This window comes from Rothia sp. P7181 (genome assembly GCF_048513015.1).
Classification (GTDB): domain Bacteria; phylum Actinomycetota; class Actinomycetes; order Actinomycetales; family Micrococcaceae; genus Rothia.
In genome coordinates, this window is record NZ_JBLXXZ010000013.1 from 1 (window position 1) to 12,495 (window position 12,495).

A 12,495-nucleotide genomic window follows, 5' to 3' on the forward strand; every position below is an offset into this window, starting at 1 on the left:
GGAAGATTTTACAGAGCGTCGTGGTGCGTTGAGAGCAGAGTTAGCACACTGTTCTAAACCCACCTCGTATTAGGCTCATGGCTGAAGCGATACGCCCAAGCTACGCCAAGGCTAGCCGTTATTAATCTTGGTGTTTATCGTTCATATAACGGTAAATGAACGCTGCCATAGCATCGCGCTGTGTTGGCTGGTAGGGGCGGAAAGTCCCGTCATCCCACCCTCTAGTGATGCCTTGTTCAGCGAACCACGCAATCTCACGGGCAAAAATTACCGAAGAATCAATGTCTTTGAACATCGATGGCACCGGCGCCGTATATTCAGGAGAGCCAGCAAAACGGTAGAAGAACACTGCAATAGCGTCACGTTGTGCCGGCGCATGGGGACGGAATGTTCCGTCTTCCCACCCTCTAGTGATGCCTTGTTCTGCTAACCATGAGATTTCTTTATAGAAAACATGGTCAGTCGGTACGTCTTTGAACGGTGAGACCGCTGGTGCCGTATATTCTGGTGAGCCTGCCATACGATAGAAAAATGCGGCTACAGCAGCACGGTCAAGCTGTGCTAATGGCCGATAGGTTTTATCAGGCCAACCACGAGAGATACCGCTTTCTCCCATCCAGTTGATTTCGGTATAGAACAGGTCTCCAGGGTTAACATCACGAAAATATGGTGTTGTCACCTCTGGTTCTTTGCTTGGCTCTGGTGTTGCAGGCTCTTCAACTACCGTTTGATGTACGGGGAGTTGATCTCCAACGAATTCAACCTGAGCGGTTTTTTGTGTTTCTGTGGAGGTGACTTCAAAAGTGGCTTTTGGTTGGAAGTAGCCTCGTTCTAGGTCTTCCTCGGTGATGCGGTGAGATGCAGTATGGCATTGGTAGGTTGCGTCAGCTTTCAGGTTGAGCCACCGGCAGTTTGGTGCGTTGGGTGGGAGGAATCCGTCCTCAAAGTTTCCGGCAATGGGGACGGAGTGAACAGTGCCTTCTGAGGTGTTATGCACAGTGAAGCGGTAGTTGATAACATCGCCGACTTCATAGCTGTCTTTGGTATCACCAGCAACAGTTCCAGAGATGTCTAGAGCCGGTTCTAGATTGATCGCACGAACGTAAACGGGTTCGCCACGGTACGTGCTTTCGCCTGTTTTAGAGCGGTCTGCTGTTGAGACAGCGTTAAAAGTTATTTCAGGGATAAAGTATCCGCGGTCAAGGTCTTCTTGAGTGACCGTGTGTCCCGCTGTTTTACAAACATAGGTTGCGTCAGCGCCGAGGTTGCGCCAACGGCAGTTTGGCGCGTTGGGTGGAAGGAAGCCGTGGTCGAGATTTCCTCCGGTGGGTACGGCATCAACAGTTTCTCCGCTGGTGTTCGTAACACGGAAGGTATAGGGTACGACATCTCCTACGTGATAGGGGTTTTCTGAGATGTCACGGTCAGCTGCTTGTCCTTCGCTCAAGACCACTTGGAAAGGTGTTTCACTGGTGCGGTTTACTTGTGCAGAGAAGGTATAACGTGATTGTTTTCCTTGCGCCTCAGTAAAGACAACATCGAGTGAACCGCTGCGTGCTTGAGCGGTTGCAGTGAGCGGAATATTGACGACGGTACTAGCGCCAGCGTCAAGGGTAGGAACGTTTACGTCTGTTGCGGTGAATCCGCGGTTGTCATGGACGGTAACGCTACCACTTACGGGGTGTTCTTCTTGGTTGGTAATTGTCACGGGAATAGTCGTAACGCTATTTTCATCGACGGCGATGTCTTCTGCGCTAAGTGGTGCGCAGACAACGTTGAGCCAGTCTTCGTCGAAAACACCAAAGCGCATGTCATTTTGATAGCTTGCTTCGTAGAGGACGCCAAATCCTCCGCTTGATAACGCGGTTCCAGTGGAATATGCTCCGAATCCGTCTTTAAATTGTCGGATGCCTGGCCATGTTTGTCCGTCATCACAGGAGACTCGTGCGGTGAGGTTTTCGCGGGAGTTTCCGTTGTTGTTATTGGAGTTGGTGAAGATGAGTTTTTGGGCGTCTTTGCTGCCTTCTGGAGCTTCGGGGAACATCCTAAAGATTGAGGCGTTATTTTTGGGGTCGGGTAGTTGTTTGTCGAGGGTGACTTCAGAGTAGCTGTGCCCGCCGTCTTCAGAGATGGCTACTTTTCGGTATCCGGAGAAGACGAAATCACGGGAGTTGAGCATGACTCGCCCGTCAGAGAGTTCGACGACTTTGTTTTCGTCCATTTCGATACCGACGTATTCGCCACGTTTCCATGTCTTTCCGTGGTCGTCGGAGTAGACGGAGTACGCTTGGGTTTTTTCTCCACCGGCAGCTTGTTTGACGGTTCCTGTGAACTGTTGGATGAGTCTGCCTTTGTAGGTTCCGTAGCGTAGTTGGATGCCTTCACCGCTGGTGGCGAAGATAGCTCGGGCGTCTCCGGGTTGGGGGTTGTTTTTGTCTGCGCCTTGTTTGACGATGGGTGTGATGTCTCGAGGTTCGCTCCAGGTGAGTCCTCCGTCAGTGGATTCAGTGACGACTGCGCCCATAACATCAGGGTCGCTCATATCGTTTCCGTAGGCACTACCCCAGAATCCTTGGTTGTGCGATTTGACGAAGAAGGCGAAGACGCTTCCGGTTTCTCGGTCTACGACGAAGGAGGGGTCTGAGTAACCGTATTTTTGGGTTCCGTCATTGCCGAGGTGTCCTTTGGCGATATAGCTGATGTCGCTCCATGTTTTTCCGCCGTCTGTTGATCGGCGCATCACAATAGAGTTGGGGTTTGGTGCGTCTGCTGCGTTGTAGGGGCGCCCGTCCCATGCGGCAAGGACGACATTATTTCCGAGGTCAGCTAGTGCTGGAATGCGGTAGGTTGCGGAATCTCCGATGAGTTTTTCACCGAGGTTTTGTTCTTGGTAGGTGCCCGGTCCAGAGGTTGCTGGTAGGACCGGTTGTGGTGTTGCGTAAGCGGGAATGATTCCTGTGCTTGTGGTCGCTGCGATGAGCGAGAGTGCGAAAAGGCTCTTAGTGTGTTGTTTCATCGTTGAAATGCTCCATCGACATAGATGTTTAAATATGTGCTACAGCGCACATCTAAGATAAGCACCACACTAACACCAAAAGCTCAATATCTGGAACTCACGTGCAAAAAGTTTTGTTTAAGTATCTTCTCGAGTAGCTCTTTGCCATGCCGTTAGACGCCCTCGAATGCCAGCAAAATGGGCAGCCATAAGCTCTGTTCCAGCCACTGCATCGCCTTTTTTCACAGCATTAAGGATGTCTCGGTGAGCAGCAACTAAAGACTCACCTTGCTTCTGACTAGCAGGAACAACGGCATCTAGTTCTACGGAAATCACGTTATAGACAATCCAGAACACTTCCAAAAGTTCTGAAAGTAAATCATTCTTCAATGGTTCATAAAGCGATGCGTGAAACTCCCTGTCCCAGCATGACCAATCTTTACCTTCTTTAACAGCCTGTTCCATCTGAGTTACGGCATACTCAATTTTTGCTATTTGTTCATCGCTCATCAACGGTATTGCAAGAGCGATTAACCCTGTCTCTAAGGCTTGACGAACATCTGTGAGTTCTCGTGCTTCTTTACCGCCACGATGCAAGGAGGTTAATCCGCGGAATGTTAGCCCGCGAGTCATGGCTTCTAGAACACGTCCTCCAACGAATGTTCCAAACCCGTGACGGACTTCAATAATCCCTAACCCTTCTAAGACTTTGAGTGCTTCTCGCAGGGAGTTACGCCCAACTTCTAACTCTTCAATCAGTTGTTGTTCAGTAGGAAGGGGGTCTCCCGGTACGAGTTTTTCACGCAGGATTATTTCGATAATCTCGTTTTGGAGTTGATATTGACGATTTTTTGCACGTGAAGCATGAGGGACACTATTAACTTCATAAATTTTTTTAACCGCCCCCACTTGCGGTTTTGTGTTTTTTACCACGGCTCCTCTTCTCAAATCCAGAATCTTATTTTAGACGAAACTAATATTTTTTATAGAAAGTAACATCCCCTTTGATGTTGCACATCTGGGAGATGGCTACTATTCTATAATACAGGTAGGACATCCTACGTCAGGGTGTTCTTTCAATAAAACAACCGTCCACAAAGGAGTGCGACTATGCCTCACCTTAAAGACATCACCGAGCACAGCTCGACTCGCCGCAGCTTCTTCAAGCTAGCAGGCTCAGTTTCAGCAGCCACCGCTTTTGCTGCATCTATCGCAGCATGCGGCTCAGGCTCTAAAGGCTCTTCTGACGCTAAAGCAGATGGAGCAAAAGCTGGCGAGATTAACAAAGATGGCACCATTACCGCTGGTATCGCATACGATATCTCCACCACCTTCGCACCATCACAGGCATCCGGTGCTGGCCCTCTCGCAGCGAACATACACATCTTTGAAGGTCTTTATGGTCTAGACCCTGCAAGCCGCAAGCGTTACAACGCTCTAGCAACTGCAGACCCTGAAAAGATTGACGACACCACCTACCGCGTCACCTTGCGCGAAGGTGCAAAATTCCACAACGGCGACCCTGTCAAGGCATCCGACGTTGTTTACACCTACGGTAAGTTCACTGACAAGAGCTCCCTCTTTGCACAGTTCCTCTACTTCATCGACTCTGTCAACGCTGTTGATGACTCCACCGTAGAGTTCAAGTTCAACCAGCCATTCTCGCTCTTCGCTGACCGCATCTCCTTGATGCAGATTATGCCTGAAAGCGCAGAAAAAGACTTTGAAGCATTCGGTGCACACCCCATCGGTTCCGGCCCTTACAAGTTCGTTTCCGCAACCAAGGGCGACCACATCGAATTCGCGCGCTTCGACGAGTACAACGGCCCTCGCCCAGCACTCGCAAAGGCTATGAACTGGTCCATCCTCTCAGACGCAGCAGCACGCGTTACCGCTATCCAGTCCAAGCGTGTTCAGGCGGTAGAGTCTGTACCTTACGACAACATCGCAGTCTTGGAGAACACCTCCGGTCTTAGCGTCGAATCCGTACAGTCCTTCGGCTTGCTCTTCATGATGTTCAACTGCGAAAAAGAGCCCTTCAACAAGGTTGAAGTACGTCAAGCACTGTTCTACGCACTCGACATGGACAAAGTCATCAAGACTGCACTGCTTGGCAACGCAGAACCTGCAACCTCCTTCTTGCAGAAGAGCCACCCAGATTACGTTGAAGCTTCTACTGTCTACACCCACGATGCAGACAAGGCAAAGAAGCTCCTCAAAGACGCTGGCGTTGAAGACCTCACCCTCACCGTGCGTTCAACCGACCACGACTGGGTTGTTTCCTGTGTTCAGCTCATCCAAGAATCACTCAAGGAAGCTGGCATCAAGGCGACTATCGAGCCTACACCATCGTCCTCACTGTACTCCGACTACGTAGACACCGGAAACTTCGATGTTCTCATCGCACCCGGCGACCCCTCCGTATTCGGTAACGACGTAGACTTGCTCCTCTCCTGGTGGTACCGTGGCGACACCTGGCCCACCAACCGTTTCCGCTGGTCAGGAACTGAACAGTACAAGCAGCTTCAGGAATACATGAACGCTGCAACTACCTCATCAGATCCCAAAGCAGAGTGGAAGAAAGCATTCGATTTGCTCTCTGACAACGTTCCGTTGTACCCACTATTCCACCGCAAACTACCTACTGCGTGGGATTCGGAAACACTCGTTGATTTCAAGCCGCTTCCAACAACCGGCATCTCCATGCTTGGTGTAGGAACGACTAAGTAATCTCCGCTATTCCACACAGCGGTTTGTGAAGGTTTTTCCCTTTTTCCTTCACATCATGATCGGCGGTGGCTTCCGGGCATTGGTACGGATTGCTTCATTTCCGTACCACGGGAGTCACCGTCGAACCTTTTTCACACGCATTCTCTATGCGGGAGTTTCTCTTGGCTAATTTTCTTCGACTACTTGGAAGAAGACTACTTGCACTACCCATCATGCTCTTGGGTGTGACAATCCTCGTCTTCGTTATCTTGCAATTCACCCCCGGTGACCCAGCAACTATCGCCCTCGGTGAAGGCGCTTCACAAGAAGCAAAAGAAGCATATCGCGTTGAACACGGTTTAGATAAACCTCTCATCGTGCAATACTTCGCCTTCCTCTGGCGTCTGCTCCACTTTGACCTCGGCATGACCACCGCACCGGCTCAGCCCGTCATCGACCAAATCACAGCAGCATTTCCTGTCACCATTCAGCTCACATTCTTCGGTGTTCTCATCGCAGCAGTCGTCTCCCTCGTGCTCGGCGTCATCGCCGCACTCTACCGCGACCGCTGGCCAGACCAGATCATCCGCGTACTCTCCATGGCATCTATCGCGACGCCTTCCTTCTGGCTCGGTATTTTGCTCATCCAATACTTCGCACTTGACCTAGGAATTTTCCCATCCGGAGGCACCCCACCAGAAGGCGGAGGATTTGGAACATGGCTATCCTATATGACACTGCCAGCAGTAGCTCTCGCAGTACCCGTATGCGCTTCCTTAATCCGCACCGTACGCACCTCAATGGTTGAAGAGCTCGATAAAGACTACGTTCGTACCGCTATCGGCAACGGTGTTCCTTACCGTGAAGTCGTTACAAAGAACGTTCTCAAAAACGCCCTCATTACTCCCGTAACCGTTCTTGGTTTGCGTATTGGCTACCTCCTCGGTGGTGCTGTCGTGATCGAAATGATTTTCTCTCTCAACGGCATGGGCAACCTCATCTTTACCGGTATCACAGGTAACGATGTCAACCTCGTACAAGGCGTAGTACTCACCATCGCGGTGACCTTCGTCCTCGTCAACATTGTGGTTGACCTCCTTTACCTACTCATCAACCCACGAATTAGGACGGTGTAACTGTGCGCAGAGGACTCGCCGAACGACTCTCCGCCCCTGGCGTTCGCTTCAAAGCGTTGCCACTTGGTTCTAAAATCGCCCTGGGGTTCTTAGTATTTATCATCTTCATCTCCTTCGCGGCTCCCTGGCTTGCCCCACATAATCCGCTAGCTTCAACGGGAATGCCCATTGACCCGCCAAGCGCCGAATACTGGTTTGGTACAGACCGTCAAGGCCGCGATATCTTCTCACGCCTGATGTACGGTGGACAATCTTCCTTGATGGTTGGTCTTGGTTCCGTTGCCGTCGCACTTGTTGCCGGTGGCATCCTCGGAGCTATCGCAGCAACCAGCGGCAAATGGGCTTCTGAAACCATTATGCGCATCATGGATATCTTCATGGCATTCCCCGGTATCGCACTTGCCGCAGTGCTCTTGGCATCACTAGGGAACTCCATCCCCACTATCATCATTGCTATCGCGGTGGTGTACACTCCACAGCTAGCTCGTGTGGTCCGCGCACAGGTACTTGCTGCTTGGGACGAAGACTACGTCCGCGCAGAACGCGTTATGGGTGCAGCTCGCCCCTACATTCTGACAAAACATATCGTCCGTAACACCATCGCACCAGTTCTCGTATTCGCAACGGTCATGGTCGCAGACGCTATCATCCTCGAAGCGTCCTTGTCCTTCCTCTCCGCCGGTGTGCGCCCACCGAACCCTTCATGGGGTAACGTCATCTCTGACGGTCGTGCGCTCATCCTCTCTGGCGGTTGGTGGGCAACAACCTTCGCCGGTATCATCATCCTCTTAACCGTTCTTGCGTTGAACGTCCTTTCCGAAGGCATGACAGACGCAATGGTCAACCCCAAGCTACGCCGCAAAGTCGTTATCGAAGATACCGACCCAGTAGCTGGCGCTAACGGCATCACTGCTGAAGAGGAACTTGCAGAAGCAAAACTTGCAGAAATTCGCAAGCACCGCGACCTTCAAGCACAACGCGAACTAGATAACGTTCTTGTCAAACTTCGTGAGGCAGAAAACCGTCGTACCGACCGTTTCGTTGTAGATAAGAACGCTCCTGCAATCCTTGAAGTCAAAGACCTCAGCATCTACTTCCCAGAACGTTTCGGCGACACCCCAGTCGTTGATAAAGTGTCCTTCACCGTGTACGAAGGACAGACCATGGGACTCGTTGGTGAATCTGGTTCTGGTAAGTCCATTACTTCTTTGGCAATTATCGGTCTGCTCGATAAGAAAGCAAAGATTACTGGTTCTGCTGTCTTTGAAGGACAAGAACTTGTTGGAGCCCCTGAATCTGTCTTTGAAAAACTACGCGGTTCTATCATCTCCATGGTGTATCAAGACGCTCTTAGCTCGTTGAACCCCTCCATGCTCATCAAAGATCAGATGGAACAGCTCACCAGCCGTGGCGGACGTAAGTCACCTGAAGAGCTTCTACGCTTGGTGAAGCTTGACCCCATCCGAACCCTCAACTCGTACCCGCACGAGCTTTCTGGTGGTCAGCGTCAGCGCGTACTCATCGCTATGGCACTATCTCGTTCACCCAAACTCGTTATTGCAGATGAGCCAACGACTGCTCTGGACGTTACTGTTCAAGCTGAGGTCATTGATTTGCTCAATGAGCTCCGTGAACAGCTAGGATTCGCGATGATTTTCGTGAGCCACGACCTCGCACTTGTTGCACAGGTAGCGCACCGTATCTCTGTCCTCTACGCAGGTCAGGTCGTAGAAGCTGGCGCAACCGTACAGCTTCTGAAGAACCCTATGCACGAGTACACTCGTGGACTTCTAGGATCGGTCCTCTCTATCGAATCCGGTTCTGAACGTCTCTACCAGATTCCTGGTACAGTCCCCTCCCCTGGCGACTTCGCTGTTGGTGACCGTTTTGCACCTCGTTCATTACGTGAAGATGCAGATCCTCATCAGAAGCTTGTCTTCGTTCCAGTCCCTGGAGAAGACGACCACTTCTGGGCTTCTCACCTACCAGAAGACGCACAAGCACAACAAGGAGCACAGTCATGAGCAACGAAAACAGCAACAACGCTGACGCTCACCCAGAACTGCTCAACACTGTTGGGCGTAAGGCAGTAGCCCGTCTAGGTGAGACCATCATCGAGCTCAAAGATGTCAAAGTTCACCACCGTTCCCGTACTGGTGGTATCTTCAAACCAAATATCGTCAAAGCTGTTGATGGTGTTTCTCTGAAAGTTCGCCGCGGCGAAACAATCGGTCTCGTCGGCGAGTCTGGATGCGGTAAGTCTACTTTGGCGTCAGTTATCGTGGGTCTTCAAAAACCAACGGACGGAGATGTTCTCTTCAAGGGCAAGAGTGCTCTCAAACGAAACGCTGCACTACGACATGATTTCGGTTCGGATATCTCGATTGTCTTCCAGGATCCAGCTACCGCGTTGAACCCTCGCATGACAATCCAAGATATTCTCCGAGACCCGCTGGATGTGCACGGCATCGGTGATAAAAGTGGACGAGACCGTCGAGTACGTGAACTTCTACATTTAGTCGGTCTACCGGTGTCAGCTTCTGAAGCTTTGCCCTCTCAAATTTCTGGTGGTCAGCGCCAGCGTGTAGCTATCGCTCGTGCGTTAGCTCTTGAACCCAAAGTGATTGTGGCAGATGAACCTACCAGCGCGTTGGACGTTTCTGTTCGCGCGCAGGTACTTAACCTTTTGAGCGACCTCAAGCGTGAACTTTATCTGGGAATGGTTTTCATCTCCCACGATATTCAGACCGTTCGATACGTCTCTGACCGTATCTGCGTTATGAATAAGGGACGCATCGTTGAAGAAGGTAGCGCGGAACAAGTCTTTGACCGTCCTTCGCAGGACTACACACGCACTCTTTTGGGTGCGGCACCGACCTTGCTTCACGTCTAAAAAGAACACGTTATTTTAGTCAATAATTTTTTCTAAGGATTATTTATCATGACCTTTTCAGGAGTCATTCCTCCTTTGCTCACCGCTCGCACTGCAGAAGGTGACATCGACACCGATTCCATCTCACGTCTTGTTGAGCACCTTATCTCCGGTGGTGTCAGCGGTATCTTCGCTCTCGGTTCTTCTTCTGAAGTTCCTTATATGACTAACGCTGAGCGTGAACTTGTCTTACGTACTTGCGTTGAAGCTATCGATGGACGAGTCCCCCTCATCATTGGTACCAATGAGCAGACCACTGCTCGCGTTATCGACGAAGCTCAGCGTCTTTTGGCTATCGGTGGCGACGCTATCGTTGTCACAAGCCAGTATTACGCTATTGATAATCTTCATGAAGAAGAGCGTCATTTCCGTGCGATTGCAGCAGCAGTAGACGTTCCTGTTTTTGCCTACGACGTTCCTGTACGTACTAAGCAGAAGCTACCTGTTGGTCTGCTTGCGAAGCTTGCTCGTGAAGGCGTGATTACTGGTGTGAAGGATTCTTCTAACGATGATATTTCCTTCCGCCTACTAGCTCTCGAGACTGCAGATCTTGAAGATTTCAGCCTCTTCACTGGACACGAAGTGGTCTGTGATGGTGCAATGCTCTCTGGTGCTGCAGGTATGGTACCTGGTTTGGGCAACGTTGATCCTGCTGGATATGTTCGCCTTTACGAGGCAGCTCGTGCCGGTGACTGGGCACAAGCTAAGGCGGAACAAGACCGTCTGGCTCAGCTTTTCAGGATTGTCAATGTCACAACCCCCAGTGTTTCTGGTGGTGCAGCTGGCCTTGGAGCGTTCAAAACTGCTCTTGAGTTAATGGGCGTTATCTCTTCACGTCGTATGAGCACCCCGATGGAGTCTCTCAACGATACTGAAGCTGAACGTATTCGTGGCATTCTCGTTGAAGCTGGGTTGCTTTAGGCTCTAGCTTTTAGATACAGAATATAAACCAACACACACATTGCAAGGTAAAGGAATCATCGTGGAAAACAGCACCGTCGTCGCAATTTCGGTTGATTTAGGTGGCACAAAAACCGCCCTCGGAATTGTTGATCAGCGCGGTGCTGTTTTGCATCGTGCGGAGATTCCTACCCTTGCTCAGCTTGGCGGTGTGGCTCTTGCCGAGCACACCGCTGAGGCTGTGTTGGAACACATTTCTTATGCTCGTTCTCATGGTTGGGATGTTGCCGGTGTCGGTATCGGCTCAGCTGGTGTTATTGATGAGAACGGCACTGTTGTTACCGCCGCCAACGTCATTAAAGACTGGACGGGCGTTCAGTTTGCGTCCATCGTTGAGTCAATGACCTCTTTACCGACACGTGCTGTCAATGATGTTCATGCCCATGCGTTAGGCGAAGCGTGGCTTGGTGCTGCGGCTCAAGCGCCCTCATCGCTCATGATGGCGTTCGGTACTGGTGTGGGTGGAAGCTACATTGAAAATGGCAAGCTCATGCGCGGTGCTCATTCTCTTGCCGGTCATACCGGACATTTTTCTTCTCCTCTAGCTGTTGGCTTGGATTGCCCGTGCGGTGGTCGTGGGCATGTTGAAGCTGTTGCAGCTGGGCCTGCGGTTCTTCGTAAATATCTTGCGCTAGGTGGTGCTCCGGCACCGGATACGAAAGAAGTTTCTGTGCGTGCTCAACAAGGGGATGAGCTAGCTCAAGAAGCTATTATTTTCGCTGGTCAAGCTGCTGGAATTGCGTTGGGCGACCTTGCTACTATTTTTGATCCTCATCTGATTGTTGTCTCTGGCGGTGTTGTGAATTTAGGTGACCGCTGGTGGACAGCTCTTCTTGATTCTTATGCTCAAGCTGCTTTAGGTCAGGCGAAGAGCACTCCTATCGTTTTGGCAGAGCTTGGTTCTGATGCTCCTCTCATTGGCGCAGCTTCACTTATTCATCGTTCTTCATTAGCGTAGTTATCGCCATATTTTTCGATAAGGAGTTTTCATGTTTACTGCTTCTGAACTGGTTGAGTCTCTTAAAGGTCAGCTCATTGTTTCTTGTCAGGCATATCCTGGGGAGCCCATGCGTCAGCCTCAAACGACAGCTCAAGTTGCCGCTTCTGCTGTTCTTGGAGGGGCGGCAGCTGTACGTGTTCAGGGTATCGCTGATATTCAGTTCACTCGTAATTCCGTTGAAGTTCCGGTGATTGGGCTGTGGAAAGACGGACATGAAGGTATTTTTATTACGCCGACGCTTAACCATGCGTTGAGTGTGGCTCATGCTGGGGCTCATATTGTTGCTCTCGATGGAACAACTCGTGAACGTCCTGATGGGTTATCTTTAGCAGAGACTATTCGTGGTGTTCATGAACGTTCTCATGCCTTAGTTATGGCTGATTGCGATAGCTTTGAAGCAGCTAAGGCAGCTGTTGAGGCTGGTGCTGATTTTATTGGTACTACTCTTGCGGGTTATACCGATGCTCGCGCAAAAACTGATGGCCCTGATTTTGAGCTGCTACGTTCGATTGCAGAAGCAGGTTTTGACGTCCCGCTAATTGCTGAGGGCCGTATTCATACTCCGGCGCAGGCGCGTGAAGCGCTTGATGCAGGTGCTCATGCGGTGGTGGTAGGTACAGCGATTACTCACCCAATTTCTATCACGGGGTGGTTTAAAAACGCTTTGAGCCATTAGTCTCTCTGTTGGTTCTTGGAATGAACCGTTGTGGAGATTGTAAAGGGGGGGCGTGCCCAGAACTTTTGTTCTGGGCACACCCCCCTT

General features: G+C 50.8%; 9 protein-coding genes. 7 read left to right on the forward strand and 2 right to left on the reverse strand.

Translation table 11 applies throughout. The annotated features are described in order from the left end of the window. Positions 1 to 121: 121 nt before the first annotated feature. Entirely contained in the window at positions 122 to 3,016 is a 2,895-nt protein-coding gene (locus ACN08Z_RS06980; protein WP_419103833.1) for an exo-alpha-sialidase, read from the reverse strand. A gap of 117 nt (positions 3,017 to 3,133) precedes the next feature. Further along, entirely contained in the window at positions 3,134 to 3,928 is a 795-nt protein-coding gene (locus ACN08Z_RS06985) for a FadR/GntR family transcriptional regulator (RefSeq protein ID WP_419103834.1), read from the reverse strand. Positions 3,929 to 4,105: 177 nt separating this feature from the next. Between ACN08Z_RS06985 and ACN08Z_RS06990 the strand changes: the two genes are divergently transcribed. The 7 genes from ACN08Z_RS06990 to ACN08Z_RS07020 all read left to right on the forward strand — a co-directional run bounded on the left by ACN08Z_RS06990 (position 4,106) and on the right by ACN08Z_RS07020 (position 12,408). After that, complete coding sequence (locus tag ACN08Z_RS06990) at positions 4,106 to 5,725, forward strand: ABC transporter substrate-binding protein (protein ID WP_419103835.1); 1,620 nt, start codon at positions 4,106 to 4,108, stop codon at positions 5,723 to 5,725. A 161-nt stretch (positions 5,726 to 5,886) separates the two neighbouring features. Beyond that, positions 5,887 to 6,840, forward strand: coding sequence for an ABC transporter permease (locus ACN08Z_RS06995; RefSeq protein ID WP_419102342.1), 954 nt, complete (start codon positions 5,887 to 5,889; stop codon positions 6,838 to 6,840). A 2-nt stretch (positions 6,841 to 6,842) separates the two neighbouring features. After that, on the forward strand, positions 6,843 to 8,864 hold the full coding sequence (locus tag ACN08Z_RS07000) for a dipeptide/oligopeptide/nickel ABC transporter permease/ATP-binding protein (protein WP_419103836.1): 2,022 nt from the start codon (positions 6,843 to 6,845) through the stop codon (positions 8,862 to 8,864). Then, complete coding sequence (locus tag ACN08Z_RS07005; RefSeq protein ID WP_419102340.1) at positions 8,861 to 9,733, forward strand: ABC transporter ATP-binding protein; 873 nt, start codon at positions 8,861 to 8,863, stop codon at positions 9,731 to 9,733. The genes ACN08Z_RS07000 and ACN08Z_RS07005 overlap by 4 nt, the downstream gene beginning before the upstream one ends. 48 nt (positions 9,734 to 9,781) lie before the next feature. Beyond that, positions 9,782 to 10,693, forward strand: a complete 912-nt coding sequence (locus tag ACN08Z_RS07010; RefSeq protein WP_419103837.1) for a dihydrodipicolinate synthase family protein — start codon at positions 9,782 to 9,784, stop codon at positions 10,691 to 10,693. A gap of 61 nt (positions 10,694 to 10,754) precedes the next feature. Then, entirely contained in the window at positions 10,755 to 11,690 is a 936-nt protein-coding gene (locus ACN08Z_RS07015) for an ROK family protein (RefSeq protein WP_419103838.1), read from the forward strand. Positions 11,691 to 11,721: 31 nt separating this feature from the next. Next, entirely contained in the window at positions 11,722 to 12,408 is a 687-nt protein-coding gene (locus ACN08Z_RS07020) for an N-acetylmannosamine-6-phosphate 2-epimerase (RefSeq protein ID WP_419103839.1), read from the forward strand. Positions 12,409 to 12,495 lie beyond the last annotated feature (87 nt).